The sequence below is a fragment of the Eggerthella timonensis genome (assembly GCF_900184265.1).
Taxonomy (GTDB): Bacteria; Actinomycetota; Coriobacteriia; order Coriobacteriales; family Eggerthellaceae; genus Eggerthella; species Eggerthella timonensis.
In genome coordinates this window covers 1,295,634-1,322,278 of sequence record NZ_FXXA01000002.1, presented here as the reverse complement: position 1 = coordinate 1,322,278, position 26,645 = coordinate 1,295,634, and the positions used below count along the sequence as shown (strand labels likewise).

Annotated in this window: 23 protein-coding genes and 1 tRNA gene; 5 read left to right on the top strand and 19 right to left on the bottom strand. The window is 66.4% G+C overall.

What is annotated here, in order from left to right:
• Positions 1 to 14: 14 nt before the first annotated feature.
• Together tyrS and C1A15_RS05475 are read right to left on the bottom strand one after the other, a co-directional pair.
• Positions 15 to 1,226, bottom strand: a complete 1,212-nt coding sequence (gene tyrS, locus C1A15_RS05480; protein ID WP_101721616.1) for a tyrosine--tRNA ligase — start codon at positions 1,224 to 1,226, stop codon at positions 15 to 17.
• Between the two features lie 154 nt (positions 1,227 to 1,380).
• On the bottom strand, positions 1,381 to 3,849 hold the full coding sequence (locus C1A15_RS05475) for a U32 family peptidase (protein ID WP_101721615.1): 2,469 nt from the start codon (positions 3,847 to 3,849) through the stop codon (positions 1,381 to 1,383).
• 161 nt (positions 3,850 to 4,010) lie between these two features.
• On the opposite strand from C1A15_RS05475, the gene C1A15_RS05470 reads away from it, so the two are divergent.
• Entirely contained in the window at positions 4,011 to 6,197 is a 2,187-nt protein-coding gene (locus C1A15_RS05470; RefSeq protein ID WP_101721614.1) for a transglycosylase domain-containing protein, read from the top strand.
• A 65-nt stretch (positions 6,198 to 6,262) separates the two neighbouring features.
• Here the strand turns inward: C1A15_RS05470 and leuB are convergent, their stop codons facing one another.
• From leuB to C1A15_RS05440, 6 genes are all read right to left on the bottom strand, one after another.
• Complete coding sequence (leuB, locus tag C1A15_RS05465) at positions 6,263 to 7,372, bottom strand: 3-isopropylmalate dehydrogenase (RefSeq protein ID WP_101721613.1); 1,110 nt, start codon at positions 7,370 to 7,372, stop codon at positions 6,263 to 6,265.
• A 4-nt stretch (positions 7,373 to 7,376) separates the two neighbouring features.
• Entirely contained in the window at positions 7,377 to 7,874 is a 498-nt protein-coding gene (locus C1A15_RS05460; protein ID WP_101721612.1) for a 3-isopropylmalate dehydratase small subunit, read from the bottom strand.
• A 14-nt stretch (positions 7,875 to 7,888) separates the two neighbouring features.
• The gene (gene leuC / locus C1A15_RS05455; protein WP_101721611.1) at positions 7,889 to 9,157 is read right to left on the bottom strand and encodes a 3-isopropylmalate dehydratase large subunit; all 1,269 of its coding nucleotides are present in this window, start codon (positions 9,155 to 9,157) and stop codon (positions 7,889 to 7,891) included.
• 155 nt (positions 9,158 to 9,312) lie between these two features.
• The gene (locus tag C1A15_RS05450) at positions 9,313 to 9,816 is read right to left on the bottom strand and encodes a spore coat protein SP96 (RefSeq protein WP_101721610.1); all 504 of its coding nucleotides are present in this window, start codon (positions 9,814 to 9,816) and stop codon (positions 9,313 to 9,315) included.
• 236 nt (positions 9,817 to 10,052) lie between these two features.
• The gene (locus C1A15_RS05445) at positions 10,053 to 10,958 is read right to left on the bottom strand and encodes a peptidoglycan-binding domain-containing protein (RefSeq protein ID WP_101721609.1); all 906 of its coding nucleotides are present in this window, start codon (positions 10,956 to 10,958) and stop codon (positions 10,053 to 10,055) included.
• Positions 10,959 to 11,051: 93 nt separating this feature from the next.
• Entirely contained in the window at positions 11,052 to 12,101 is a 1,050-nt protein-coding gene (locus C1A15_RS05440) for a polyprenyl synthetase family protein (protein ID WP_101721608.1), read from the bottom strand.
• 205 nt (positions 12,102 to 12,306) lie between these two features.
• On the opposite strand from C1A15_RS05440, the gene C1A15_RS05435 reads away from it, so the two are divergent.
• Positions 12,307 to 12,615, top strand: a complete 309-nt coding sequence (locus tag C1A15_RS05435) for a carboxymuconolactone decarboxylase family protein (RefSeq protein ID WP_015760044.1) — start codon at positions 12,307 to 12,309, stop codon at positions 12,613 to 12,615.
• Between the two features lie 29 nt (positions 12,616 to 12,644).
• Here the strand turns inward: C1A15_RS05435 and C1A15_RS05430 are convergent.
• From C1A15_RS05430 to C1A15_RS05390, 9 genes are all read right to left on the bottom strand, one after another.
• Positions 12,645 to 12,729: transfer RNA gene (locus tag C1A15_RS05430), tRNA-Leu, on the bottom strand.
• Between the two features lie 47 nt (positions 12,730 to 12,776).
• Entirely contained in the window at positions 12,777 to 13,778 is a 1,002-nt protein-coding gene (locus C1A15_RS05425; protein ID WP_101721607.1) for a Ppx/GppA phosphatase family protein, read from the bottom strand.
• 19 nt (positions 13,779 to 13,797) lie between these two features.
• Positions 13,798 to 14,814, bottom strand: a complete 1,017-nt coding sequence (locus C1A15_RS05420) for an FtsB family cell division protein (protein WP_180953002.1) — start codon at positions 14,812 to 14,814, stop codon at positions 13,798 to 13,800.
• A 185-nt stretch (positions 14,815 to 14,999) separates the two neighbouring features.
• On the bottom strand, positions 15,000 to 15,380 hold the full coding sequence (locus tag C1A15_RS05415; RefSeq protein WP_101721606.1) for a metal-dependent transcriptional regulator: 381 nt from the start codon (positions 15,378 to 15,380) through the stop codon (positions 15,000 to 15,002).
• A 699-nt stretch (positions 15,381 to 16,079) separates the two neighbouring features.
• Positions 16,080 to 16,310, bottom strand: a complete 231-nt coding sequence (locus C1A15_RS05410; protein WP_101721605.1) for a hypothetical protein — start codon at positions 16,308 to 16,310, stop codon at positions 16,080 to 16,082.
• A gap of 24 nt (positions 16,311 to 16,334) precedes the next feature.
• Positions 16,335 to 18,701 carry a ferrous iron transporter B gene (gene feoB, locus C1A15_RS05405; RefSeq protein WP_101721604.1) on the bottom strand — a complete coding sequence of 789 codons (2,367 nt, stop codon included), beginning with the start codon at positions 18,699 to 18,701 and terminating at the stop codon, positions 16,335 to 16,337.
• A 146-nt stretch (positions 18,702 to 18,847) separates the two neighbouring features.
• A complete protein-coding gene (locus C1A15_RS05400; protein WP_101721603.1) occupies positions 18,848 to 19,084 on the bottom strand; it encodes a FeoA family protein in 237 nt (78 codons plus the stop codon).
• A gap of 124 nt (positions 19,085 to 19,208) precedes the next feature.
• The gene (locus tag C1A15_RS05395) at positions 19,209 to 19,514 is read right to left on the bottom strand and encodes a FeoA family protein (protein WP_245864933.1); all 306 of its coding nucleotides are present in this window, start codon (positions 19,512 to 19,514) and stop codon (positions 19,209 to 19,211) included.
• A gap of 215 nt (positions 19,515 to 19,729) precedes the next feature.
• Positions 19,730 to 21,760, bottom strand: coding sequence for a copper-translocating P-type ATPase (locus C1A15_RS05390; RefSeq protein WP_101721602.1), 2,031 nt, complete (start codon positions 21,758 to 21,760; stop codon positions 19,730 to 19,732).
• Positions 21,761 to 22,596: 836 nt separating this feature from the next.
• Between C1A15_RS05390 and thrC the strand changes: the two genes are divergently transcribed.
• Genes thrC through C1A15_RS05375 form a run of 3 tightly spaced genes read left to right on the top strand, consistent with a single transcriptional unit; the run spans position 22,597 to position 25,088 of the window.
• The gene (gene thrC / locus C1A15_RS05385; RefSeq protein WP_101721601.1) at positions 22,597 to 24,150 is read left to right on the top strand and encodes a threonine synthase; all 1,554 of its coding nucleotides are present in this window, start codon (positions 22,597 to 22,599) and stop codon (positions 24,148 to 24,150) included.
• Positions 24,151 to 24,193: 43 nt separating this feature from the next.
• Positions 24,194 to 24,538: a winged helix-turn-helix domain-containing protein gene (locus tag C1A15_RS05380; protein WP_101721600.1), complete on the top strand. Its 345-nt coding sequence runs from the start codon at positions 24,194 to 24,196 to the stop codon at positions 24,536 to 24,538.
• A 4-nt stretch (positions 24,539 to 24,542) separates the two neighbouring features.
• Positions 24,543 to 25,088 carry a hypothetical protein gene (locus C1A15_RS05375; RefSeq protein WP_101721599.1) on the top strand — a complete coding sequence of 182 codons (546 nt, stop codon included), beginning with the start codon at positions 24,543 to 24,545 and terminating at the stop codon, positions 25,086 to 25,088.
• On the opposite strand, the gene C1A15_RS05370 is transcribed toward C1A15_RS05375, so the two are convergent.
• Together C1A15_RS05370 and nrfD are read right to left on the bottom strand one after the other, a co-directional pair.
• Positions 25,085 to 25,699 carry a TorD/DmsD family molecular chaperone gene (locus C1A15_RS05370; protein ID WP_101721598.1) on the bottom strand — a complete coding sequence of 205 codons (615 nt, stop codon included), beginning with the start codon at positions 25,697 to 25,699 and terminating at the stop codon, positions 25,085 to 25,087. The two genes, C1A15_RS05375 and C1A15_RS05370, sit on opposite strands and share 4 nt — an antisense overlap.
• Before the next feature lie 67 nt (positions 25,700 to 25,766).
• Positions 25,767 to 26,645 (bottom strand): NrfD/PsrC family molybdoenzyme membrane anchor subunit, encoded by an 879-nt coding sequence (gene nrfD / locus C1A15_RS05365; RefSeq protein ID WP_101721597.1) that lies wholly within the window; start codon positions 26,643 to 26,645, stop codon positions 25,767 to 25,769.

The following is a 26,645-nucleotide window of genomic DNA, read 5'->3' as shown; positions in this document are numbered from 1 at the left end:
TGCCCGGTTGCCGATTAGACCAGTTTCACGAATTTGCGCTTGCCCACCTGCAAGGTGGCCCCGGCCAGCATCGAGGGATCGACGTTGTAGGACTTCGCCGGAAGCGCCTCGCCGTTCACCTTGACGCCGCCGCCGTCGATGAGACGGCGCGCCTCGCCGGCGCTCGCAGCCATGCCGGCATCGGCCAGCAGCTTCGCCAGATAGACGGTGCCGTCGTCGTTGGGCGTCAGGTCGGCCGCGAACTCGGGAATGTCGTCGGGCACGGCGTGCTGCTTGAACACGAGGTCGAACTGCTCCTCGGCCGCCTGCGCCGCCGCCTCGTCGTAGTACGCCGCCACGATGTTCTGCGCTAACGCGCGCTTCACCTTGTTGGGATGCAGCTCGTCGGCGGCCAAGCCGCGCTCGATTTCGTCGATCTGATCGACCGGCAGCGCGGAGGCGAGACGGTAGTACTTCACCATCAGCTCGTCGGGAATGGACATGACCTTGCCGAATATGTCGGCGGGCTCGTCGGTGAGGCCGATGTAGTTGCCGTAGCTCTTGGACATCTTCTGCACGCCGTCGGTGCCTTCGAGCAGGGGAAGCGTGAGGCACACCTGCGGCTCCATGCCCATCTTCTCCATGAGCTCGCGGCCTGCGAGCAGGTTGAACAGCTGATCGGTGCCGCCCAACTCGACGTCGGCCTCGATGACGACCGAGTCGTAGGCCTGCATGAGCGGATAGAGGAATTCGTGCAGGCTGATGGACTGGTTCGACGTGTAGCGGTTGTGGAAGTCGTCGCGCTCGAGGATGCGGGCCACCGTGAAGTTGCTGGCCAGCTTCAGCAGGCCCTCCATGTCGAGGGCGAGCAGCCACTCGGAGTTGTAGCGCAGCGTGGTCTTCTCGGGATCGAGGATTTTAAACGCCTGGTCGACGTAGGTCTGAGCGTTCGCCTTGATCTGCTCGGACGTGAGCTGCGGGCGCGTGGAGTTGCGGCCCGACGGATCGCCGATGAGCGCGGTGCCGTCGCCGATGATGAGCGTGACGCCGTGACCGAGGTCCTGGAACTGACGCAGCTTGCGCAGCGGCACGGCGTGCCCGAGGTGGATGTCGGGAGCCGTGGGATCGACGCCCAGCTTGATGTTGAGCGGCTTGCCCCGCTTGAGCTTCTCGAGCAGCGCGCTCTCCGGCACGATCTGCGCCGCGCCGGAAGCGATGGTGTGCAGTTGTTCTTCCGCGGAAAGCATGATCTCCTCTTTCTATATATACACGTAGCTCATGATTCTATCATAGGGGGCAAGGAAGGGGCGCGGGAGGCTGCGAGGGATGCGAAGAGGGGGCATTGGTTGCGCCCGCGCGAGGTGGGTTGGTTCCAGAGGCTCGACGCGGGCGCATGGGAGGTTAGGAGACTCCCCTGAACAGGTGGCCGCTGGTGGTGCCGGGGGTTTTGGCGATGGCGTTGCCGTCGGCGTGGGCCACGTTGCGCGCGCGGACGGCGCGCTGCACGGCCTTCGTCGTCTCCTCGACGTTCATGAGCGTCGTGTCCACCATGAACGACGTCACACCGGCGTGGATGAGATCGGGCAGCGTCTGCGCCACGTCGAGCTGCACGCCGTTGAACAGGTGGCTGCGGCCCATGGCATCGGTGATGACCGGGAACTCGTACTCCTTGCGGTCGCGCAGGTAGTGCGGGCTCTTGCGCCGCGGGCACGCGTCGCAGTTCTCGTCGCAGGGGCCCTGGCTCATGAGCAGGCAGTGTTCCGTGACCATGAGCTCCTGGGCGCCGATGATGGTGAGGCCGAGCTCGACCGGCGCATCCTCGGCGATGTCGGCGATCTGCCCCAACGTGAGTTCGGGCGACAGCCACACGCGCCGCGCGCCCAACTCGGCGGCGGCGGCCAGCGACAGCGGGTTCGTGATGGGCACGTGCGGGCCCACCTCCACCTCGGCACCGAATTCGGCCGCGCGCACGAGCCCGGCCAGGTTCTCGGCGACGACCGGCTTGCCCGGCTTGACGTAGCGCCAGGGATCGAAGTCGAGGGCCGCCTCGCGCGTGCCCGGAACCTGATCGTGCTCGACAGTGGGCAGGGCGACGACGGCCTGCTTCGGATAGCCGGCCTGCTCGGCGGTCGAGGAGCGCTGGCCGGCCACCACGGCCTCGCCGCGCTTGTAGTTGAGCGCCGGCACGTAGATGATGTCGGCGCCGGCGCGCTTCGCCGCACGGGCGCACGCGGGGTTCGTGGCCCAGGCCGCGATGCGCACGCCGCGCGGGCGCGCGGGCGCGGGAGCCGTGCGCTCCCGCACGCGCAGCAGCGCACGGTCGCGCATGGGCGCGAGCAGCCGTTCCGAGAGGTCGTCGAGCGCAGCGGCGCGCACGCGATGCAGCTGCGAGAAGCCGATGCCCACGCCCTCGTCGAGCTCCACGTCGAGCGACACGAGCTCGAACGGGGTCTGACCCAGGCGGTCGATATGCGCCCGCACGTCGTCGGCGGCCACCGGCTTCGTGCGCGCAGCCTCCACCGCATCGCCCTCGGCCGAGCCGACCACCGTCGCGGCCGCTTCGCTGTAGGCGGCGCTCGGCGCCAGCGAGAACTCCACGCGCAGCGGCTGGCCGATGCGCAGCACGGCGCGACCCGTCACCGCCACGCGCGGCTCGAACAGATCGTCTTCGAACGCCGCCTCGGCGCTGCGCACGCGGAACACGCGGTCGCCCTTCCCCACCGGCCGGTCGGGCGACACGCGCACGTTGCCCTGCGCATCGAGCGACACCTGGTCGAGCGTATAGGCGAAGTGTCCTTTGTTCGTCCAGAATTCCAGCACGTCGTCGACCGCGAGCGGGCGCTCGGCCGCGACGGTGGCGATGCCGTTCTTCGCCGACAGCACGCGTCCCACGAACACGCCGCGATTGTTCGGACGGCCGTAGCTCATGATGTCGTTGCCGCGCTGGTTTTCCAGGTAAGCCGTGGTGAAGCCGCGCGAGAACGCCTCGGCCAGCGTGGCATGCTCGCCGTCGGTGGCCCGCACGGCCTTGCCGCTTGCCGCGGCGCGTTCGGCAAGCGTGCGGTCGAGCACGGCGCGGTACGTCTGCGTGACGGCGAACACGTACTCGGGAGACTTCATGCGGCCCTCGATCTTGAACGAGGTCACGCCCGCGTCAACGAGCTGCGGAAGCAGGTCGATGGTACACAGATCCTGGGGAGACAGCAGGTGCTCGCCGGGGGCCGGAAGGTTCTTGCGCAGCGCCATGTTGTGCAGCGTGTAGGGCAGGCGGCACGCCTGGGCGCACAGCCCGCGGTTCGCCGAGCGGCCGCCGATGAGCGACGACATGAAGCACTGCCCCGAGTAGCATACGCACAGCGCGCCGTGGGCGAACGACTCCACCTCCATGTCGAACCCGTCCGCGACCTTCGCAAGGTGCGCGATCTCGGGGATGGACAGCTCGCGGGCGAGCGTCACGCGCTGCGCGCCCAGCTTCGCCGCCGCCTCGATACCGGCGGCGTTGTGCGTGTTCATCTGCGTGGATATATGCAGTCGCGTCTTGGGGAGCGTGCGCGCGATCTCGGATGCGATGCCGATGTCCTGCACGATAAACGCATCGGCGCCGGCACGGTACGCCTGGCGCACCGTCTCGAGCGCACGCGCCACCTCGGAGGGCAGCACGGCGGTGTTGAACGTCACGTACACGCGCACGCCGCGCAGATGCGCGTACGCGCATGCGTCGGACAGCGTCTCGAGCGTGAAGTTGTCGGCGCCGCGGCGGGCGTTGAACGATTCGAGGCCCAGGTACACGGCGTCCGCCCCGCCGCGCACGGCGGCTCGGAGCGCCGCGGCGTTGCCGGCCGGCGCGAGCAGTTCGATGGCATGCTGCATGGTGATTCCTTACCTATATATAGTAGTGCGTCGCGCACCCTGTGGAACAGGATGCGATCCGGTGTAGAGAGTTCCGGAGTTCTCCGGTCGAACGTTACGATTCGGTATCAGCGCTATGGTAGTATAGTCGAACGATGAAAATTCGGCGAAAACAGCGCGAAATGCGCACCCACGCGGTGAAATGGGCCCTCCTCGTGACGGTGGCCGCCTTGTGCTTCGTCGGCTATGCCGGGGTTCAGGGCGTCGTCGGCGTCATGGAGGGCTGGACGAAGGACCTTCCCAGCATCGAGGACACCGACTTCACCAACACGTCCCGCGAGTCCGTGATGTACGCCGGCGACGAGACCACGTTGCTGGCCGAGTTCCAGCTGGAGAAGCGCGACCCGGTTGCGTACGAGGACATCAGCCCGTACGTGCTGGAGGGCACGGTGGACACCGAGGACGTGCGCTTCTACGAGCACACCGGCGTGGACATCCCCGGCATCGCGCGCGCGTTCGTCAACAACCTGCGCGGGGGCGACCTTGAGGGCGCGTCCACCATCACGCAGCAGCTCGTGCGCAACACCGTGCTTTCAGAAGAGGCGAACGACATCTCGTTCGAGCGCAAGATCCGCGAGGCCCAGCTGGCCATCGACCTGGAGAAGCGCTTCAGCAAAGACGATATCCTGGTCAAGTACCTCAACATCATCAACTACGGCGACGGCTGCTACGGCATCGAGGCGGCCGCGCAGAACTACTTCCAGGTGTCGGCGCTCGACCTGACGCTGGCGCAGGCCGCCACGCTCGTGGGCATCCCCCAGTCGCCTACCTACCTCAACCCCAAGGCGTATCCGGACGACTGCCTCGAACGACGCAACGTGGTGCTCGACCGCATGCTGACGGCCGGCGACATCACGCAGCAGGAGCACGACGACGCGCAAGCCGAGGAGCTGGGGCTGAACCCGGCGCCCGACGCGCCTGCGGACGGCATTTACGCGTACCCCTACTTCACGAGCTACGTGCGCACGCTGTTGTTCGACGAGAACAATCCCTACGGGTGCTCATACGCCGACCTGTTCAAGGGCGGGCTGACCATCTACACGTCGCTCGACCCGGCAATGCAGGATGCGGCGCAGGCGGCGGTGGACGACCAGCGCGCGAGCATGGCCGACAACCTGGACGCTTCCATCGTGGCCATCGACGTGGCGACCGGCCAGGTGAAGGCCATGACGCGCGGCGTGCCCTACGGCCAGGGCGAAGGCGAGAGCCAGGTGAACATCGCCACGGGCGACGGCGGCACGGGCCGTCAGGCCGGCTCCACGTTCAAGGCGTTCACGCTGGCCGCCGCCATCGAGCAGGGCATCTCGCCGCAAACGCTGGTCGATTGCTCGTCGCCCCTGAAGGCGGGCCAGGACGGTGCGCCCCAGGACTTCGAGAACTTCGGCGGCGCGAACTACGGCATCCAGTCCATCCAGAGCGCCACGGCCATCTCGTCGAACACCGGCTACCTGCGCCTGTCGAACAGCATCGGCCAGGCGTCCACCACCGAGATGGCGAGCCGCCTGGGCGTGACCTCGCCCATGGATCCCGTGTACACCGCGACCGAGGGCGTGGCCGACGTCAACCCGCTGGAGATGGCCAGCTCCTACGCGACGCTGGCAAGCGGCGGTGTCAAGCGCACCCCCACGGTGATCACGAAGATCGTCGACCGCGACGGCACCGTCATCTACGAGGCGGGCGACACGAGCGAGCGCGTGCTGGACGAAGCGGTTTCCGCCGCGACGACGAAGGTGCTGCAAACGGTGTTCACGCAGAGCAACGGCACGGCCACGTCCGCCCGGCTGAACAACGGGCAGCCCGTGGCGGGCAAGACGGGCACGGCAAGCCTGTTCACCGACCACTGGCTGGTGGGCTACACGCCCAGCCTGTCGTGCGCTGCGTGGATCGGCGACCCGTCGGGTGCCGTCCCCACCGACACGTCGCTCACCGCGAACGCGCTGTGGAAGGACTTCATGGATCGGACGACCGACGGCCAGGCCATCGAGAACTTCCCCACCGTCGCCGACCCGCCGTACAACAACCCGTACAACATCGCCCAGAAGAACAAGCTGGGCAAGAAGGTGGAAGACGCCAAGAAGGACGCCGACGACAAGGACGACGATGCCGACGGCGGAACCAAGGACGTGAACTCGGCGCCGAGCACCGTGGGCAAGACGTTCGACCAGGCAATCGAGCTGCTGAACGGCTACGAGGCCGGCTACGTGCAGGAGTATTCGGACACCGTGCCGGAGGGCACGGTGATCAGCCAATCGGTGCAGGACGGCCAGGTGGTCATCGTCGTGTCGAAGGGGCCGAAACCGGCTGCGTAACGAAGACAAAAAAGAAGCGCCTCCCACACGGAAGGCGCTTCTTTTTTGTCTTCGCGGAACGTGCGCTACAGGTGCGCCACCACGAGGTCGCCCATCTGGACGGTGCCGACCACCTTGTCGGCAGGCGTGCAGACCTGCTTGATGTCGCCGGTGCGCCAGCCCTCGTCAAGCACGGCGGTCACCGCGCGGCGGATGTCGTCGGCGGCTTCGCCCATGTCGAAGCTGTAGCGCAGCATCATCTCGACGGACAGGATCTGCGCGAGCGGGTTCGCGATGCCCTTCCCCGCGATGTCGGGCGCGCTGCCGTGGCTGGGCTCGTAGAGCGCCGTGCCGTCGCCGAGGCTGGCGCTGGCCAACATGCCCAACGAGCCGGTGATCTGCGCGGCTTCGTCGGACAGGATGTCGCCGAACATGTTCTCGGTCACCACCACGTCGAAATCGACGGGGCGGCTGATGAGCTGCATGGCCGTGTTGTCCACGAGCAGGTCCTCGAGCTCCACGTCGGGGTACTCCTCCGCGCCGATGCGGTGCACGATCTCGCGCCACATGCGGCTCGTCTCCAGCACGTTCGCCTTATCGACGCTGGTCACCTTGTTGCGGCGCTTGCGCGCGGCCTCGAACGCCTGGCGCGCGATGCGCTCGACCTCGTACTCGCGATACTCTAGCGTGTCGTAAGCGCGCTGGCCGGAAGCGCCGTCCGTACCGCAGCCCTCTTCGTCGTAGAAGCGCTCGCGCAGGCCGAAGTACAGGCCGCCGGTCAGCTCGCGCACGATCATCATGTCCACGCCGTCCACGATCTCGGGCTTGAGCGTAGATGCGTCGGCCAGCGCAGCGAAGATCTGCACGGGACGCAGGTTCGTGTACAGGCCCAGCGCCTTGCGGATGCCCAGCAAGCCCTGCTCGGGACGGGGCTTCGACGGATCGGTGGTGTCCCACTTCGGGCCGCCGACGGCCGCCAGCAGCACGGCGTCGGACGTTTCGGCCACGCGCAGCGTCTCCTCCGGCAGCGCAACGCCCGTCGCGTCGATGGCGCATCCGCCCAGCAACGCCTCGGTGTACGAGAACGCCGTATCGTACTTCGCGCCCACCGCGTTCAGCACCTTGACGCCCTCGGCGATGATCTCGGGCCCGATGCCGTCGCCGGGAAGCAGGCAGATGTTGTAGGTTTTAGTCATGGCTCTACTCCTCGCCAAGCTTCGCTTTCGTGCGGTTGATCAGGCCGCCGGCTTCGATGATCTCGCGGATGAACGGGGGGAACGGCTGGGCCTCGAAGGTCTGGCCCGTCGTCTCGTTCACGATGACGCCCGCGTCGGCGTCCACGTTCACCACATCGCCCTGGCTGATGGCGTCCACCGCTTCGGGGCATTCCATGATGGCGAGGCCCGTGTTGATGGAGTTGCGGTAGAAGATGCGCGCGAAGCTCTTGGCGATGACCACGTCGACGCCGGCCGCCTTGATGGCGATGGGCGCGTGCTCGCGCGACGAGCCGCAGCCGAAGTTCTCGTCGGCCACGATGATGTCGCCGGGTTGCACGCGTTCGATGAACGAAGTGTCGAGGTCCTCGAGGCAGTGCTTCGCCAGCTCGGCCGGATCGGACGTGGTCAGATAACGGGCCGGGATGATGACGTCGGTATCGATGTCGCGCCCGTACCGGTGCGCGGTTCCTTTGAATTGCATGGTCGCAGTCCCTCCTAGTCCAAGTCTTCGGGCAGGCCGATGTGGCCGAGCACCGCGCTCGCCGCGGCGATGGCCGGCGAGGACAGGTAGACCTCGCTCGTGGGGTCGCCCATGCGGCCGACGAAGTTGCGGTTCGTCGTGGCGATGGCGCGCTCGCCGGCGGCCAGGATGCCCATGTAGCCGCCCAGGCAGGGGCCGCACGTGGGCGTGGACACGGCGCAGTTCGCGTCGAGGAACACGTCCATGAGGCCTTCCTCCATGCACTGGCGGTACACGGCCTGCGTGGCGGGGATCACGATGCAGCGCACGTCGGGATGGACGGTGCGGCCGCGCAGCACGTCGGCGGCCTGGCGCATGTCGACGATGCGGCCGTTCGTGCAGCTGCCGATGACGGCCTGGTCGATCTTGACGTCGCGCGCCTCGGCGGCCGGGCGCGTGTTCGACGGCAGGTGCGGGAACGACACGGTGGGCACGATGGAGGCGGCGTCGATCTCGTACACCTTCGCGTACGTCGCATCGGCGTCGGAGTGGTACTCGGTGTAGGGGCGCTCGGTGCGGCCGTCCATATAGGCGCGCGTCACGTCGTCGACCTCGATGAGGCCGGCTTTGCCGCCCGCTTCGATGGCCATGTTCGAGATGCTCATGCGCTCGTCCATGCCCATGGTCCGAATAGCGCTGCCGGTGAACTCCATGGCCTGGTAGAGCGCGCCGTCCACGCCGATCATGCCGATGATGTGCAGGATGACGTCCTTGCCGGTGACGCCGGGGGCAAGCTCGCCCTCGATCTTGAACAGCAGCGACTCGGGCACCTTGAACCACGCCTTGCCGGTGGCGTAGCCCACGCCGGCGTCGGTGGAGCCCACGCCCGTGGCGAACGCGCCCAGCGCGCCGTACGTGCAGGTGTGGCTGTCCGCGCCGATGATGAGGTCGCCCGCGCCGACGACGCCCTGCTCGGGAAGCAGCGCGTGCTCGACGCCCATGCAGCCCACCTCGTAGTAATGGGTGATGCCCTGCTCGCGCGCGAAGTCGCGCACGATCTTGGCCTGCTCGGCGCTCTTGATGTCCTTGTTGGGAACGTAGTGGTCGGGCACGAGGGCGATCTTCGTAGGATCGAACACCTTCTCGACGCCGATCTTGCGGAATTCTTTGACGGCGATGGGGGCGGTGACGTCGTTGGACAGCACGAGGTCGAGATCGCATTCGATCAGCTGACCCGGCTCCACTTCGTCGAGCCCCGCATGGGCGGCGAGGATTTTCTCCGCCATGGTCATGGGACGTGGCATGTGTGCTCCTTTGTGCGGTGGGTCTCGGGTGCCCGCGCTTCCCCGCGCGAACTCCTGGAAATCGCCGTTCATTGTACCACTCGCTTTAGCACGCAAAAGGAAGAGCCCCGGAGGGCTCTTCAATAATGAAGCGATTTACAGATTTTACCGGTCGATTACCAGGATCCGTGGTATCCGTAGCCGTAGGAACCCGAGTCCAGGCTTCCCATCATCCCGTACACCGCAGCGGAGATCGCGCCGGTGATCAGGAAGCTCATGATGAACCAGAACACGATGTTGATGACGAATCCGATGACGGTGAACTTGAGCGCGTCGCTCTTCACCTGCGGCATCTTGTCGACGTTCACGAGCCACGAGATAATGATGCCCGGGATGCCCATGAGGGCGCCCACCACGAGCCAGGCGAACTTCATGCCGCCGGTGAGCTGCATGAGCGGCGCAGGCGGGTAGAATGCCTGGGGCTGCGGCTGGGGCGCGCCGTACATCGGCTGTTGGGGCTGCGGTTGCGGCTGGGGCTGCGCGGGCGGAACCTGCTGGCCCATCGGGGGCTGTTGCTGCGGCATCGGCTCGGTCGGGGGCTCGGGCGTGACGGGAGGCTGCGGCGCCGCGTCGGGCTGCTGCGGGGCGTTCGTGTCGGTGCTCTTCATATCGTCAGCCATGATAACCTGCTTTCGAATCGATTGTCGTTTCCAGCAGTATAAAGCCCTCACCTGCGGAAATCAGTAAGATTCGCGTATCCGTCATCGAACCGACATGAGAATACACCAGTTGGTGTAGAGGGAGAGACGAGGGGATGCGAGACGAAGGGACGGGGGTGAGACAGAGGGACGGGGTAATCGTCTCATTTTGCCCGCAAAATGAGACGATTACCCCGTCCCTCTGTCTCACCCCCGTCTCACGACAGCGCGGTGCAGAGGGCGTCGAGCAGCGTGATGGCGAAATGCTGCGCGGAGCGACCCTCGCCTGCATCCTCCCACATGGTACCGGGAAGCTCGACGGCGATGCGCGACGGACTGACGGCATCGGCCACGCCGATGGCCGTTTCCAGACGCAGCGACAACGTCTCCTCGTCCTCGAAGCTGACGCGCGGCACGGTGGTCACCGTCAGCTCGCCCGGCAGGACGATGTGCACGAGCAGCATCGAGTCGTCGGGGGCGACGAGCAGCGAGTCGGCGCTCATGATCTTTGATGCGGGGTTCGTGGCCAGCGCGAGGTTCGACATGCGCGATGCGACGCTGCGCGTGAAGTCCTGCGTGCCGAACAGGCACAGCGCATTGCGCTCGAGCACGTCGGCGGCGCGGGCGAACCCGAGGTGGCTGGAACCGTGCACCGCCTCCTTGCCCTCCCACGAATGGTGGAGGTTGCGGATGGCGGCGTACGTGTAGGCGCCGGCGATGCCGTCGGACGGCAGGCCCAGGTTGAGCTGGAACTTGCGCAGCGCAAGCTCGGTGAACGCGCCGAAGATGCCGTCGGTGGCGCCGCAGGCGAAGCCGAGCGCGCCCAGCGCGTGCTGCAGCTCCAGCACGTCATGGCCGTGGAAGTGCGGCATGCGCAGGTACAGGGTACGGTCGCCCAGCGTGAACGAGGCGTCGACGAGCGCCGCCCACACCTTCTCGGTCACCTCGTCGGTGAGGGGCAGGCCCGCGCCGCCGCAGAACGCCTGCACGGCCTCGGCCGTGGTATCGCCGAACTCGCCGTCAACGTCGGCGGGATCGAGCAGCCCGATGGTGACGAGGCGCTGCTGCACGTCTTCGACCGCGGGACCGGTGTCATGTCGCTTAATGGTTTCCATGAGCGTCATGGTAGCGCAAGATGGAAGCGCCGCCCCAGACGGGGCGGCGCTTCCACCAAAGCAACAGAGGCATAGACATGGTCGGCAAGCCGCTGGAAAAGCTTACTTCAACCGGTTGACGAACCAGTCGGCCATGCTCACCAGCAAATCGCGGGCCGTGGACGGGCGCACCATGTCGGTAAGGCGGTTCTTCGCGATGCTCGTGAGGTTCTCGGCGTAGTTGCGCGCGTAGTCGATGCTGCCGGACGCCTCCATGATGGCGACGGCCTCGGCGAGCACCTTCTGGTCCTTCTCCTTCGACGACAGGATCTCGATCAGGCGATCGCGATCGTCGGAGCGCTGCAGCGCGTGGACCACCATGAGCGTGCGCTTGCCCTCGGTGATGTCGTTGCGGAAGTCCTTCTGCGTGCTCTCCTCCGAACCGACGAGGTTCAGCAGGTCGTCCTGTATCTGGAACGCGAGTCCGGTGTCCAGGCCGTAGTTGCGCAGCGCCTCGATCTCGATCTCGGTGCCGCCGCCGATGATGGCGCCGATGGCCAGGGGCACCGCGCCGGAATAATGCGCGGTTTTGTGCGTGGCCATGACGAGGTAGTCCTCGGGCGTGATGTCGTAGCGGCCGTCGCGCGCCCATCCGATGTCGAGCGCCTGGCCCTCGATGGTGCGGCGGGTCATGTCGATGAGCTCGGTGATGACGCGCACCTTCGTGGCGTCGTCGAGGCTCTGGTCCGACACCACCGTGCCGTTGACGAGGGAAAGCGCGAGGTCGCCCGCGTTGATGGCCAGCCCCATGCCCTCGGTGAGGTGCATGCACGGCTCGCCGCGGCGAAGCTCGGCCTCGTCGGCGATGTCGTCGTGGATGAGGGCCGCGGTATGGAAGTGCTCGATGGCAGCCGCGGCGCTGGTCGCGCGCGCCATGTCGCCGCCCACGGCGCGACAGGCCGCGAAGCAGATGAGCGGGCGATGGCGCTTGCCGCCGTTCTGGCTGTACGCCGTGAGCGGCTGGTACAGGTAGCGGTCCATGTCCGCGTGCGTGCCCTTCGGGATGAAGGAGTTCACCAGGTCGCCCACGCGGTCGGCGTACGACGTCAGGTACTGCTCGAACGACTCGGGAGGTTCTTCTACGGCTGCGATGATTTCGTTGATTGTCTCCATAGCACTTTCTCTGTAGGCCTGGGCGAATGATCCGCTCGACATGGTATCACAAAGAAAAGCGAGCACTTTCCGTGCGCTGCGCCAGCGGCTTATTTTTCCGGGTTTCTCCGCATATCAGGTTGAGAGTATGCAACGCTTTGCGTCAAGTGTCGCTTAGCTTGCTACACTGGGAGCATCGAAGATCCCGCGCGAAAAGGAGGCGTCCATGAACGTCAGCCCCGCATTCCAAGCATTCGCTCAAGAGGCTCCACAGCACCAGCAGGCATGGTCGGAGGCGGTGCAGGCGCTCGGCGCGGCCAGCGCGCTCGACGACAAGACCGCCGCTCTCGCCTACCTCGCCGTCATGGCCGCGGCGCGTCTCGATAGCGGCCTGCCGTTCCACGTGAAGATGGCGAAGATGCACGGTGCCACGCGCGACGAGGTGATCAGCGCGGTGCTCATCGGGCTGCCGGCCGTCGGCAACGTCGTGACCGCGTCGCTGCCCGCCGTGCTGGAAGCGTACGACGAGGAGTAGGAAGCGGAAAACGCGTGCTATGGAGAAGGTGGTAGGAGCGGTGGGACTCGAACCCACAAGACCGAAGCCGGCGGATTTTAAGTCCGCTGCGTATGCCAATTCCGCCACGCTCCCGTGCGCGAGGGCTCGCTGAAAACGAGCAGGCCCTATGGTAGCAAACTTTATCGGACGGCGGGGCCTGAGCGCGCCGCTTCATCCAAAATGATGCCGTGAAGGATGTCCGACTCGCTCACCGTGAACGAGTCGACGCCGGCCAGGTCGAGCACCGTCTGCAGGATCACCATGCCCGCCACGATGACGGGCGCCCGGCCCGGATCGAGCCCGACGATGCGCTCGCGCTGGGCAAGCGGCACGCCTTCCAGCTGGGCGGCCACGTCGTCGAGCATAGGCCGCGTGACGCGGGCCTTGTGCACGCGGGACGTGTCGTACACCTCCATGCGCTCGTGGATCGACACCACCGTGGTGGCCGTGCCGGCCACCGCCACCAGCCGCTCGGGCGCGAAGCCCGCCCCCCGCAGCTCGTCGAAGTAAGGGCGCATGCCCTCCTCCACCCACGCGCGGGCCCGCTCGAGCTCGGCGGCGCTGGGCGGGTCGGTGACGAAGAACTTCTCCGTCACCCGACGGCATCCGATGTTGAACGAGTGCGAGCGATCGGGCCGTCCGCCCGCGCGCCCGGCAATGACCTCGGTCGAGCCGCCGCCGATGTCCACGACGAGCAGCCGCTCTCCCAAAAAGTCGCACGACGCGCCCGCGAACGAGAGCGCCGCCTCGCGCTCGCCGGGGATGACGGACAGCGTGACGCCCAGGCCCGCCAGCAGCGCCTCGAACTCGTCGGCATTGCGCGCGTCGCGCGCTGCCGACGTTGCCATGGCTTTCATCGTGATAGCGGGATGCTCCGGCGCGGCGAGCCCGCGCAGCACGTCGAGGAAACGCGCGACGGTATCGGCCACGCGCCGCATCGCCTCGGGCTTCAGCATGCCCGTGGCGTCCACACCCTCGCCGAGGTTCGTGATGGCGTACTCGCGATCGAGCTCGTGGAGCCGCCCGGCCTCGTCCACGTCGGCCACGAGCATGCGGCACGTCACCGTGCCGATGTCGATGGCCGCGTAACGACCCGCCTTGTATCCGCTTTCGGCGCGCTCGGGTTCCGCGATGGCGCTCATGACGACCCCTCTCCTCGGTCTATTCGACGCCGAACAGGGCGTCGAGGAACGGCGAATACCACGTTTCCGGAGCCTCGACGCTGCCCGGCGTGATGTTGGCTCGGAACGAGGACGCTTCCTCTTCGTCGAGGTCGAGGCCGCGCACGTTCGCCGTCTCCTCGCCCTTCTTCACCCAACCGAACTGCTCGTGCGCGCGATCCTCGATGCCGGCGTCGGTCTGCAGCGACGAGACGTCGCTTTCCAGGGCGCCGTTGCGCTCCTCGAGCGCCGCGTACTCGGCGGCCAGCTGGTCGCGTTCTCGCAGCGCATGGTAGTACTGCTGCGCGGGCGAATACAAAAAGGCGCATGAGAGCACGAGACAAACGACGACGGCCGCGCTCGCGATGAACTTCGGAGACGACTTGAGCGACGCGAGCGAGCCCAGCGAGAAGCCGCGCTTCGCCGAAGCCTGCGCGCTTTCCGCGTTCTGCATACGCGCGGCCTGGCGGTGCTTCGCGCCCATCTCGCCCTTGTACACCGCGGCGCGCGGGCCCGCTTGCGAAGCATCGGAGGGCTTCGAGCCGCCGAACTGCTTGGTGAACGCGCGCTCGGCCTTGCTCTTGGCGCGCGCCTTCTTGCGCTGCTCCTTGCGGGTCAGGCGGCGCTCCTCGACGTCCTCTTCGGGCTGCTCCTCGATACGCTCGTCAAACGAGGTGAAGCGTCCCGCACCGTACGGGCCGGACGAGCGACGGGCGCTCGACGACGGACGCGGCGCGGCATGGCGGCCGGCAGGACGGTCGAACGTCGAGATGCGGGCGAACGAACCGTCGACTACGCTGGCGGACGGTCGCCGCGAAGCGCTCGCGGAACGCGCATGCGCCGGCGTGCGCGCGCTCCCCCGGCTCTCGCCTGGTTGACGGAAGGGCGACTCGAACGAGGGGATGGCGTCGACGGTGTGGATAACGGGGCGCGATTCGGGCGCAGCAGAAGCGGGGCGACGCGCACGGGTGTCGCGTTTCGCCTCGTCAAACGAGAGAATATAGGGCTGCGTTGCCAAGGAAAAGGGCTCCTCTGTGCATCGTGTTTCGTGTTTGGTTTGTTTAATGCAGAAGCTTGGGAAAGCATACCACACCGACGCCCGCCTCGCCACCGAGGCAGGGGCGGGCGGGCGCGTCGTTAAGAACTTGTTGAATGCTCGCGTGATCGAGGAAAACAGCGCATGACCGCGAGCCGAAAACCGGCCTAGAGGTCGAGTTTGTTAATATAAGAACTCCATTTTTTGAAGGACTCGTCGCTGATTGCGTGCTCCATGAGGCAGGCTTCCTTTTCAGCCTGCTCCTCGGGAATGCCAAGCGCCTTCGTGAGGAACGTGAACAGCATGTGATGGCGATCGAGCACCGACATGCCGTAGGCGTACCCTTCTTCGGTGAGCGTGATGTCGCCGTAATAGGGCTGGTCGGCTAAGCCTTTTTCCTTGAGCGAGCTCACGGCCTTGTTCACCGAGGCCTTCGACACGTCGAGCTTCGTCGCGATGTCGACCGACCTGACCGATACCTCCGTCGTGCCTCCCAGCATCACGATGGCTTCAAGGTAGTCCTCGTGCGACATGGACATTTTTTCCACGGAACCCTCCTTCTGTTCGTTTCCTCATCGTACCACACGACTGGCTGAACCGGGCGAAACCGGACGCCGAAGCGGGTCGTGAAGCAAGGGGGAGGAGCCGACGAGGGAAGGGGGTCCCTCGTCGGCGTGCTGTGCGATGGGCGGCCAGACGAGAGGAGAGCCCCCACCACCGTGTCAGCAAAAAGAGGAGGTGTCCGCGAGTTCGATTTCTTCGGCCTCGCTGACAATTGTTAGTCTACGATAACTTGCGGACGTCAGCAATATAAGTTCACCAAGGTTTACAATTCCTCCACATTGGCCCGCCCCCACCGCTCTCCCGAAAGCGACGAAACGGATGTTTCACGTGAAACATCCGTTCGATACACGATGCCGCCGTATCGCTCGCGCATCCCGGAGGGCCCTCGATGGCAGGTTTTTCACCGAATTCGGAGCTTTGGGACGGGGTCAGGGGCGCGGCTGCGCATCCCTTTCCGAATAAGGCCAGGTGTCTGGAAGGCGCTTGCCCTCCGGCGCGCCGCAGCGCCCTCCCGGCCGCGTCGACGATTCCGAATTCGGTGAGAACTTGCCATCCCGGGCGTCTTCCGCTGCACGGCGGGCGCCCGCGCGGGCCCTTCCTGGGATGATGCGGCGAACAGGGAGTCGGAACGGATGTTTCACGTGAAACATCCGTTCGCTGATCGCTTTGCAGGCGCGCGGCGCTTAGCGGCGAGGCTCGGCCGCGGCGTGCTTCTGCATGTCGGCCACCATGCGGTCGGCGGCACCGCAGCCGGAGCAGCCCGCGCATCCGCCGGCGCATCCGCCGTGCGCGTCATCCCCCTTGTGGCAATCGCACGGGCCGTTGCGCACCAGGCGTCGAATCGCGAGGAACGCGAGCGCCAGCACGACGAGTCCGACGACCACCGTGGACGGGGTGAATTCCAAACCGAGCATCGTACGTCCTTTCTCCGGCGCCGCTTACGCGACGCCGCCCTCAGCTTCGAGCTTGCCTGCGGCCTCGCCCTTCTTCTTGTCGAAGGCGGGCATGGGCCGGAAGATCTGGAACAGCATGCCGGCCAGCACCACAACCGCAACGCCGGTCCACAGGTTGAACGTCAGCTCGCCGGTGATGAGGCCGCCGAACTGGTAGAACATCAGCCCGATGCACCATGCGAAGACGGTCATGTAGCCGATGGTGAACCAGGTCCATTTCGCGTTGCCCATCTCGCGCCAGATGGTACCGATGGCGGCGAAGCAGGGCGCGCACAGCAGGTTGAAGGCGCAGAAGGCGAGGATGGCCGGCACCGATCCCGCGAACAGGGCAGCGAACGCGGCCCACATGGCAGGATCGGTCTCCCCAACCTCGCCCAGGCTGGTCAGAATGCCGACGGTGGCCACGACGTTCTCCTTCGCCACAAGGCCGGTGACGGACGTGACGGTGGCCTGCCAATCTCCGAAGCCGAGCGGCGCGAAGATCCAGCCGATCGCGTTGCCCAAACCCGCCATGAGGCTGTACTGGATGTAGTTGTCCGTCTCGGTGTCGAGCAAACCGAAACCCTCGCCCGCGTCGCCGAAGTTCATGAGCAGCCAGATGACGATGGTGGACAGGAAGATGATCGTACCGGCTTTGACGATGTAGCCCTTGATGCGGTCCCACGTGGACAGCAGGACGGACTTCACCGTAGGCATATGATAGGTTGGGAGCTCCATGACGAAGGGCGACGCGGGGCCGGCGAACATCCTGGTCTTCTTCAGCATGACGCCCGAGACGATGATGGCGATGACGCCCAAGAAGTAGAACGCGGGCGCAATCCACCAGGTTTGCTCGGTATTGCCTCCGGCGATGGCGCCGAACACGAGCGCGATGATGGGCATCTTCGCGCCGCAGGGGATCATCGTCGTCGTCATGATGGTCATGCGGCGGTCCTTCTCGTTCTCGATGGTCTTCGTGGCCGTGACGGCCGGCACGCCGCAACCGGACGCGACGAGCATCGGGATGAAGCTCTTGCCGGACAGGCCGAAGCGGCGGAACACGCGGTCCATGATGAACGCGACGCGCGCCAGGTAGCCGCACCCTTCGAGCAACGCCAAGAGCAGGAATAGGATGATCATCTGGGGGATGAAGCCGATCACGGCGCCGACGCCCGCGACGATGCCGTCCATCACGAGGCTCTGGAGCCACGGGGCGACGTCGACCGCTTCGAGGGCGCCTCCGATCACCGCTCCCAAACCGGGGATCCACAGACCGTACGAGCCGTCGGAGGGGTCGGGCTCCTCTTCGGCCAACAACGCCAGCTCCTCCTCGCTCGCACCTGCCTCCTCGGCGGCGGCCACGGACTCTTCCCATGCGCCCACGGCCTCTTCGTAGGTCGCGCCGCCGGTGTACAGAAAGCCGTCGCCGGAGATGCCGTCGTTGGCCCAGTCGGTGACCACGCCCGTGCCCACGGAGATGGCCAGGTAGTACACGAGCGCCATGACCACCACGAAGATGGGCAGGCCCAGCCAACGGTTCGTCACCACGCGGTCGATCTTCTGCGTGGTGGTCATGCCCTTGCGCGAGCGCTTCATCGTCTCGTCGACGACGTGCGTGATGGCGTTGTAGCGCTCGGACGTGATGATGCTCTCGGCGTCGTCGTCGAGCTTGCCCTCCACCTCTTCGCGGATCGCCTCGACCGCCTTGAGGTCGGCTTCGCTGAGCTTCATGTTGGCAACGGTGCGCTCCTCGCCTTCGAACAGCTTGATGGCGAACCAGCGCGCGGTTGCCAGGGACACGCGGTTGCCCAGGATGCCCTCGATCTTCTCGATGGCCTCTTCCACCTGCGCGTCGAAGGGCATCTTCGGTTCGGCGGGCTTGCCGGCCTTCGCGGCGTGCACGGCGGTTTCCATGAGCTCGGCCATGCCGTGCCCCCTGAGCGCCGTCGTCTCGACGACGGGGCAGCCCAGCTGCTTCGACAAGCCGGCCACGTCGATCTTGTCGCCGTTCTTCTTCACGAGGTCCATCATGTTGAGCGCCACCACGACGGGCACGCCCAGGTCGAGGATCTGCGTGGTCAGGTACAGGTTGCGTTCGAGGTTCGTCGCGTCCACGAGGTTCACGACAACATCGGGGCCGCCTTCCAACAGGTAGTCGCGCGTCACGATCTCCTCAGGAGAGTACGGCGACAGCGAGTACACGCCCGGCAAGTCCGTGATGACCACGTCCTTGTCGCGGGTGTACTTCCCTTCCTTCTTCTCAACGGTCACGCCCGGCCAGTTGCCAACGTACTGGCTGGCGCCGGTCAGATCGTTGAACATCGTCGTCTTGCCGCAGTTCGGGTTGCCGGCAAGCGCTATGCGAATTCCCATGTTCAGCCTTTCCATCTGCTTCGAAGCCTCCAGGGGTCTGCCATCCCCCGTCGGTCTGTTATAAGTTAGCTGCTACTAACTTAGCCTCAAAAAAGAAGCGCCGCGGCGCCTCTACCCTCGTCGTCTGGCGCTCGCGCCCGGCAACGTCAGCCGACGAGGATGCTCTCCGCCTCGCTCTTGCGCAGCGACAGCTCGTATCCGCGCACCGTGACCTCGATCGGGTCGCCCAACGGCGCGACCTTGCGGACGAACACGCTCGTCCCTTTGGTGATGCCCATATCCATGATGTGGCGCTTGAGCGCGCCCTCGCCGTTCAGGCGACGGACGGTGGCGGTGTCGCCGATAGCCACGTCGCGCAACGTTCGACCTTGAACTTCTGCCATATGCCTTTCCCTTTCCTTGAGGTTCCCTACGATCGCGCCAACCTGATGAGCTTTGGACAACGTGAGGCATCGGATGTTTCACGTGAAACATCCGTTCGTGCTTTGCCGCAGTCGCGTGACCGCGCTATGCGGCGGCATTCGTGATGATGCGGGATGCAACCTGGCGGTTGAGCGCAACCTGGGTGCCCTTGACCTCGACGATGAGGTCGCCGGCCGCCTCGGAGACCACCGTCACCCGCGCGCCCTCGACGAAACCGAGGTTCTCCAGATGGTGATGAAGGTCGCCTCGGCCGCGCACCTTCGCGATCGTGCCGGTCTCGCCGCCCTTGAGAAACGAGAGCGGCATCTGCTGGCACGCGATGCCGGGCGCGGACCCCGCGTCCGAACGACCGACCGTTCCCTGCATGCTTGCAACCGTTGCGTTGTCCATGGTGGCTCCCATCGAGTTAGCTTCATGTAACAAAAGTATCTTATAGCAAACTTTTGCAGAATGGAAGCCTTGGCTAACATTTTTTGAAACCGTTGACGGAGCGTCGTGCGCGAGAGGGCGAGGTGCACGACGGAGCGTCGTGCGCGACGGGTGCGGTGCGCGATGGGACAAGAGAGACGAGACGAGCGGGCGAGGACCGGACGTCCCCTGCGGGCTCAGTCGTCTTTGAGGGTCATGGCGTTCACGGCGACGATGACGGTGGACAGGCTCATGAGAACCGCGCCCACCGCAGGGCTGAGCAGGATGCCCACAGGAGCGAGGATGCCGGCGGCCAGCGGAATGGCCACGATGTTGTAGCCGGCGCCCCACCAGAGGTTCTGCTTGATCTTGCGCGTGGTGTTCGTGCCGAGGTCGAGCAGGCGCACGATATCCTCGGGGTCGCTTTTCACGAGCACGACGTCAGCGGAGTCGATGGCAACGTCGGTGCCCGCCCCGATGGCCACGCCCACGTCCGCGCGCGCCAGCGCCGGCGCGTCGTTGATGCCGTCGCCCACCATCATCACCACATCGCCTGCATCGCGGCGCTGCTGCACGAGCTTCACCTTGTCCTGCGGAAGCAACCCAGCTTGGAGCTCGTCGATGCCGAGCGCGTGCGCCACGGCACGGGCCGCCGCCTCGTTGTCGCCGGTGAGCATGACGGGGCGCACGCCGCGCGCCTTGAGCGCTTGCACCGCTTCGCGGGCGGTGGGTTTGATCTGATCGCCTTGCGCCACCACGCCGCGCACCTCTCCGTCGATCACGAGGTAGCTGACGGTGAGACCGCGACCCGCCAGCTCGTCGAAGGCGGCGCGATCGTAGGGAATGCGCTGCTCGTCAAGGTAGCGCGCGTTCGCGATAAGGGCGTGCGAGCCGTCCGCGAGCACGCCCTTCAAGCCGACGCCGGCGACGGCTTGCACGTCGCGCGCGTCCGCGGGACGCACGTCGCGCTCGCGCGCAGCGGCCACGATGCTGGCGGCCAGCGGATGCGACGACGACTGCTCGAGGCCCGCCATGAGCGCGAGGACGCGGTCGTCGGCGGCGTCGGGGGCGGCGTCGGGGGCGGCGTCGGCGCGCCGCTTCCCCACCGCACGCACCTCCGCCACACGGAAGTCGCCCTCGGTGAGCGTGCCCGTCTTGTCCATCATCACCACGTTCATCTGCGGCGCCACCTCGAGGGCGCGACGGCGGCGCACGAGCAGGCCGTGGCGCGCGCCAAGCGAGGTCGAGCGCGCCGCCACGAGCGGAATGGCCAGGCCCAACGCGTGCGGGCACGCGATGACGAACACGGTGACCATGCGCGTGAGCGCGTCGGACACGCTGCCGGTGACGGCGAGCCACGCGGCGAACGCGGCGAGGCCGACGCCCACGGCGGCGTAGAACAGCCAGCGCGCCACCTTGTCCGACAGCACCTCGGCATGCGATTTCTCCTGTTGGGCCTGCGAGACGAGCTGCATGACCTGGGCGAGGTAGCCCGACTGCCCCGTGCCGGTAACGCGCACGTACAGCGTGCCGTCGCCGTTCTGTGAGCCGCCGAACACCGTGTCGCCCGCCTTCGCCTCCACGGCGCGCGCCTCGCCCGTGACGAGCGCCTCGTTGACGGACGACGAGCCGTCTGTCACCTCGCCGTCGGCGGGCACCTTCTCCCCCGCCTCCACCATGACGGTTTGGCCTACCTGCACCTCGTCGAGCGGCACGTCGGCGTATGAACCGTCCGCCTGCTTCACGTGCGCCTGCGCCGGCAGCAGCTCGGCCATCTCTTTGAGCGCGTCGCCCGCCCCCATGACGGCCCGCATCTCGATCCAATGGCCCAGCAGCATGATGACGACGAGCGTGGCCAACTCCCAGAAGAAGTCCATGTGCATACCATCGTCGTGGAGGATGGAGCCCATGACGAACGCGTACATGCTGTAGACGTAGGCCGTGGTGATGCCGAGCGCCACGAGCGTCATCATGGCGGGCTTGCGGTTGCGCACCTCGTCCACCGCGCCCCGTAGAAACGGCCAGCCGCCGTAGGCAAACAGCGCCGTGGCCAGCACGGCCACAAGCCAGTCCGAACCGGGGAACGACAGCGTGATGGGCAGCGCAAGCCCCATCGGCGATGACAGGAGCAGGATGGGAACCGCCAGCACGAGGCTCACGAAGAACCGCCGCTTGAGGTTCGCTCCGTGCATCATGCCGCCGGATGAAACGTTCTGCCCGTGGCCCATCGCGTGCTCCTTGCTCCGCATTGTTCGTTGAGTACATCGACTGTGAGGAAAATAGTAAGGAGAGACGCGCGAAACGGCGGACGACCGCGGGTTTCGTCACGAAGCGGTAGCCCACAGGACACCGAGCGGCTCTGACGTTGGGGGTTACGCGGCAAAAAAGGACTCCGCCGCGCATCGGCCCCCCAGCTTCCTGCTCGGCCAGGCGCCTGAGCGTCACAAAATCCACCGCTGCGAAGCTCGATTCCCGGGCGCGCGTCGTAGCGGCGATGCGCGCCCTGGGCAAACGTCTACGAAGCGGGCGAAGATGCCAGGCGGAAGGCCGCTGAAAGCCCTCCGAGGCGGCTGGATCGCTCCCCAGCGATTGATTTTGTGTCTCGAGCGCCGTTTTCGGTGCGCTCGCGGGCGGTCGTCCCGCAGGCTGCTTCCCGATGCCGGGGCCGCCGGGATCGGTGTCGAAACGGCGGCGCTATGTGTGGCGAAACCGGGTTTTTGGCAGCCTTGGCGCACCTTTGCGAGATTCCTGCGGGCAAAACCTCAGATCGCCGATTCTCGCGACCGCGAAGCAGCGCCTCCGATCGCCTCGGAGCTGCCAAAAACCCGGTTTTGCCACACACCGAGCCCCCTCCGCGTACACGATGATCGCTTGGAGCCAGTTTCCGACAAGCCGAGGGATCGGCGCGCGGAAACGTTCCGATCCATGCGAGCCTCGCGCCAGGAGGGCCGTGCGCGTGGGGGCGCATGGAAATCCCGTGCCGATTCTGCCGCCGGGATAATTCTCAGCATAGTATACTGAGACGTGATACTGGTTCGGCGGAACACGGACGAAAGTGCAGGACATGGCTCAAAACCTCTACTCCGACACCCGCGGGCAAAGCGAGCGCCCGATCACCTTCACGGAAGCCGTCATCGACGGTTTGGCCGCAGGCGGCGGCCTGTACGTGCCCGAGCGCATTCCCGAGCTCTCCCTAGAGGACATCGCGGCGCTGGCGCAGCTGCCCTACGCCCAGCGTGCGGCGCGCATATACGAGGCTTACCAGGTGGACCTGCCCGCCGAGACCATCGAAGAGCTCATGGCCCAAGCCTACGGCGACAACTTCGACGACGAGCACATCTGCCCCATCACGTCGCTTACAGCCGACACCCACGTGCTGGAACTGTGGCACGGCCCCACGAGCGCGTTCAAGGACATGGCGCTGCAGTGCCTGCCGCGGTTCTTCTCCGCAAGCGCCGCTCAGCTGCGCGAGCAGGGAAAGCTCGACCACGACTTCCTCATCCTCGTAGCCACGTCGGGCGACACGGGCAAGGCCGCGCTCGAGGGCTTCCGCGACGTGGACGGCGTGTCCATCGCCGTGATGTACCCCGACGGCGGCGTGAGCGACATCCAGTTCAAGCAGATGGCCACGCAGCGCGGGCGCAACGTGCAGGTGTGGGGCGTGCGCGGCAACTTCGACGACTGCCAAACCGGCGCGAAGAACGTGTTCGGCGACGAAGCGTTCACGGAGCAGCTGCTGGAAGAGCACGGCGTTGCGCTGTCGAGCGCGAACTCCATCAACTGGGGACGCCTCATGCCCCAGATCGTGTACTACGTGTCGGCCTACGCGCAACTGGTGGCCGACGGCAAGCTCTCACTGGGCGACGAGCTGGACGTGTGCGTGCCCACGGGCAACTTCGGCAACATCCTGGCCGCCTACTACGCCAAGCGCATGGGCGTGCCGCTGGGCATGCTGTACTGCGCCAGCAACGAGAACCGCGTGCTCACCGACTTCATCAACACGGGCACCTACGACATCTCCGAGCGCCCCTTCGTGCTGACGCCCTCCCCTTCGATGGACATCCTCGTGTCGTCGAACCTGGAGCGCCAGTTGTTCGAGCTGACGGGGCGCGACGCCGAAGCCATCGCCGGCTGGATGTCCGACCTGCGCGAGCAGCGCCGCTTCCGCGTGGACGAGAACACGTTCGCCCGCGTGAGGGAGCTGTTCGCCTCCGACTCCATCGACAACGCCACGTGCCTTCGCACCATCAAGCGCGTGTTCGACGAGCACGGCTACCTGCTGGACCCGCACACGGCCGTCGCCTACCAGACCGCCGAGAACCTCCGGGGCGAGAACCCCGTGCTCATCGCGAGCACGGCGCACTGGGCCAAGTTCGGCGACAACGTATATCGCGCGCTGCACGGCATCGAGCCGGGCGCCGCACTGCCCGACGACGTGGCCGTGCTTTCCGGCTGCGAGCTGAACGACCTGATCGCACGCGAGGCGGGGGCGAACGACGTCCCCCGCGGCCTGGCCGAGCTCGACGCGCTGCCCATCCGCTTCGGCGACGTCATCGACGGCGGAACGAACGACATCGAGGCGGCGGCGCTGCGCTTCCTTGCAGAGCTGGACGCCTAACGCGCCCCCGCGCGCACCGGTCACGAGAAAAGGACGGAACACCATGAGCGACCTTTCGAACCTGAAGCCGACGATCCGGCTCTCCATCATGAACCCGGACGCCGAGAGCGGCTCGCTGTTCGGACGCGGCATCGCCAGCCTGTGCCTGGGCGTGCGTGAGACCGGCTCGCTCAACGCCGCCGCCAAGGGCATGGGCATGGCCTACAGCAAGGCATGGCGCATCATCAAGGAGACGGAGGCGGCGCTCGACCTGCAGCTGCTCAACCGCGACGGCGCGCACGGCAGCGATTTGACCGACGCCGGCAACAAGCTCCTCGATGCCTACCTCGCCATCGAGGAGAAGCTGCAGAAGGAAGCCGAAGACCTGTTCAGCGACGTGCTGAAGTAACACCGTGTCGCTTTCGCACGAGCGCACGCCACGGAAGCTGCTGGGATTCCGATCGGGGAATCCTTGGAAAAGCTCGTGTGCGCTCGTGTTCTTCTGCTTGCTCTACCTTGCATTCGTCCTGACGCTCATGCCGCCGGTCGCAGCCGGCAACCAAGACGTGCTGGTGTACAAGGCCATGCACGCGACCTTGTTCGCGATCTTCATTCTGCCGATCGTCCTTCTCTCCGATTTCGCCTGGTGCCGGCGCGTCCCCTTCTTCTCGTCGCCGCGCGCATCCCAGCGCATGCTGGGCGTCGGCCTGCTCGCCGTTCTCCTCGTCTGCCTCTGCGCGAACCTCGCGTACCTGCACACGCCCGAATACCGCGCGGCCGCAGCCCATCGCACGGCCGTGGCGTTCGGCGCGGAAGACGCGAGCATGCCCGCGTCCGAAGGGAGCGCGGGCATGTCGGGAGAGGTCGCACGCGAGACCGGGCACGGTTCCGAACGCGACGAGGGAGCAGGCCTGTACAACGCGTGGAACGAGCGGCACGAAGGCTGCGGCACCGATTAGGCGGCCGCGCTCGCGTCGAGCTCGATCCAGCTTCTCGCTGCTTCGATCAGGCGAACGTAGACGTCGCGTTCTCCGTGCTGACGCGCGAAAACGCACAGCGCGGGCACCCAGCTCGCCAGGTGCCGCCTGAGGAACTCGTCGGCGAAGCGGCCCGCCGCGCGTCCCTTCTCGCCCCCCATCGCCTCCAAACGCCGCACGTGCGCCATGAACGCCAGCTCGACCGAAAGATGATCGGGGCGCAGGCCGTTCACGAGCGGCGGGAACCCGCGCAACGCGCGATGATCGAACCCGTACGCCCGGTAGCAGGCGAGCACCTCGGTCATGCGGGGGCCATCGAGATGACCGGGCTCGAGGCGACCGTCCTCGCCTTCCCGAGCGTCGAGCATGCAGCTCTCGATCGCAGGAAGGTAGCGCGGCGACACGGCGACGACCAGGCGATCGTAGAAGCTCTGTTCCACATCGGCATCGTCGTCGACCGCCCCGGACGCTACGTGGCCCGCGGCCTCGAGCAGCTTCGCCATGCGATTGCGCACGTCCTCGTCCGGCACCGTGACCAGCACCGACGCGAACAGCGCGTAGATGGCGGCCGCATCGGCACGATCGTTTTCCATTTCCGTCTCCTTCCCTATCGTCCGGGCGCTCGGCTGGATCGCGAGCGCCCGGACGGATCGACGAGCGCTAGAACCCGGCGCCCATGCTCATACCCACCGCGGCTACGACGATGACGTAGCGCAGCGCGAACCCGCCGACGCAGGCGGCAACGTAGCCCACGAGGGCGAGCGTCGTCGCGCGGTGATCGGCCGAGCGCAGGCGCACGATGCCGGCCACCAGCGGAACCGCCACCCCGCACGCCACGGCGCCCAGCCAGAACACGAGCGCATTCGATCCCGCCAGCATTCCCTGAACGGTGGCCGTCGCAGCCACGGAACCCGCCTCGCCGCCCGTGATGGCCGTCACCGCCAGCAGCACGATCAGGAACAGCCCGACCAGCGCCGGCAACGCCGCTTCGACCTTCGGCAGAAAAGCGATCCCTTCAAGCTCGTCGCGAGCGGCGAAGTACGCGACGGCCGAGACGAACGCGAAGCCCGTGAGCGCCGCCGAGCACACGAACAGAAACGGCAGCACCGCGAGATTCCACAGCGGATACGATGCCGAGTAGCCCAGCAGGACGCCCGTGTACGTGGCCACGCCGGCGGCGCACACGATGCCCAGCACGTCGAGCGCGCGCGGCACGTCCTTCTTACACAGCTGGACGACCAGGCTGATCACGCTGACCGCCAAAAAGAGGCTGAGGCAGATCACGCCCCAGGTCATGGGCGAGCCCAGGTTCGTGACGAGGTAGAAGAACCGCACGGGATCGCCCAGGCCGGCCCTCGCGTCGATCATGAGCGTGAGCGCCCCAGCGGCAACCGCGACCGGGCCCACGATGGAGCCGATGAGCCTGATCTTCTTCGAGCCGCCCGGCGCCCAGCCTGCCAGAATGGAGAGCAGGAACGCACCCGCGCCCAATCCTGCCAGGAACAGATCGCATGCGACAACGCCATCCCACACCGCCAT

Excerpts from the sequence above, each read along its gene's own strand:
- tyrS (WP_101721616.1), bottom strand. The coding sequence starts at position 1,226 with ATGCTTTCCGCGGAAGAACAACTGCACACCATCGCTTCCGGCGCGGCG.
- C1A15_RS05475 (WP_101721615.1), bottom strand. The coding sequence starts at position 3,849 with ATGCAGCATGCCATCGAACTGCTCGCGCCGGCCGGCAACGCCGCGGCG.
- C1A15_RS05470 (WP_101721614.1), top strand. The coding sequence starts at position 4,011 with ATGCGCACCCACGCGGTGAAATGGGCCCTCCTCGTGACGGTGGCCGCC.
- leuB (WP_101721613.1), bottom strand. The coding sequence starts at position 7,372 with ATGACTAAAACCTACAACATCTGCCTGCTTCCCGGCGACGGCATCGGG.
- C1A15_RS05460 (WP_101721612.1), bottom strand. The coding sequence starts at position 7,874 with ATGCAATTCAAAGGAACCGCGCACCGGTACGGGCGCGACATCGATACC.
- leuC (WP_101721611.1), bottom strand. The coding sequence starts at position 9,157 with ATGCCACGTCCCATGACCATGGCGGAGAAAATCCTCGCCGCCCATGCG.
- C1A15_RS05450 (WP_101721610.1), bottom strand. The coding sequence starts at position 9,816 with ATGGCTGACGATATGAAGAGCACCGACACGAACGCCCCGCAGCAGCCC.
- C1A15_RS05445 (WP_101721609.1), bottom strand. The coding sequence starts at position 10,958 with ATGACGCTCATGGAAACCATTAAGCGACATGACACCGGTCCCGCGGTC.
- C1A15_RS05440 (WP_101721608.1), bottom strand. The coding sequence starts at position 12,101 with ATGGAGACAATCAACGAAATCATCGCAGCCGTAGAAGAACCTCCCGAG.
- C1A15_RS05435 (WP_015760044.1), top strand. The coding sequence starts at position 12,307 with ATGAACGTCAGCCCCGCATTCCAAGCATTCGCTCAAGAGGCTCCACAG.
- C1A15_RS05425 (WP_101721607.1), bottom strand. The coding sequence starts at position 13,778 with ATGAGCGCCATCGCGGAACCCGAGCGCGCCGAAAGCGGATACAAGGCG.
- C1A15_RS05410 (WP_101721605.1), bottom strand. The coding sequence starts at position 16,310 with ATGCTCGGTTTGGAATTCACCCCGTCCACGGTGGTCGTCGGACTCGTC.
- feoB (WP_101721604.1), bottom strand. The coding sequence starts at position 18,701 with ATGGGAATTCGCATAGCGCTTGCCGGCAACCCGAACTGCGGCAAGACG.
- C1A15_RS05400 (WP_101721603.1), bottom strand. The coding sequence starts at position 19,084 with ATGGCAGAAGTTCAAGGTCGAACGTTGCGCGACGTGGCTATCGGCGAC.
- C1A15_RS05395 (WP_245864933.1), bottom strand. The coding sequence starts at position 19,514 with ATGGACAACGCAACGGTTGCAAGCATGCAGGGAACGGTCGGTCGTTCG.
- C1A15_RS05390 (WP_101721602.1), bottom strand. The coding sequence starts at position 21,760 with ATGGGCCACGGGCAGAACGTTTCATCCGGCGGCATGATGCACGGAGCG.
- thrC (WP_101721601.1), top strand. The coding sequence starts at position 22,597 with ATGGCTCAAAACCTCTACTCCGACACCCGCGGGCAAAGCGAGCGCCCG.
- C1A15_RS05380 (WP_101721600.1), top strand. The coding sequence starts at position 24,194 with ATGAGCGACCTTTCGAACCTGAAGCCGACGATCCGGCTCTCCATCATG.
- C1A15_RS05370 (WP_101721598.1), bottom strand. The coding sequence starts at position 25,699 with ATGGAAAACGATCGTGCCGATGCGGCCGCCATCTACGCGCTGTTCGCG.
- nrfD (WP_101721597.1), bottom strand. The coding sequence starts at position 26,645 with ATGGCGGTGTGGGATGGCGTTGTCGCATGCGATCTGTTCCTGGCAGGA.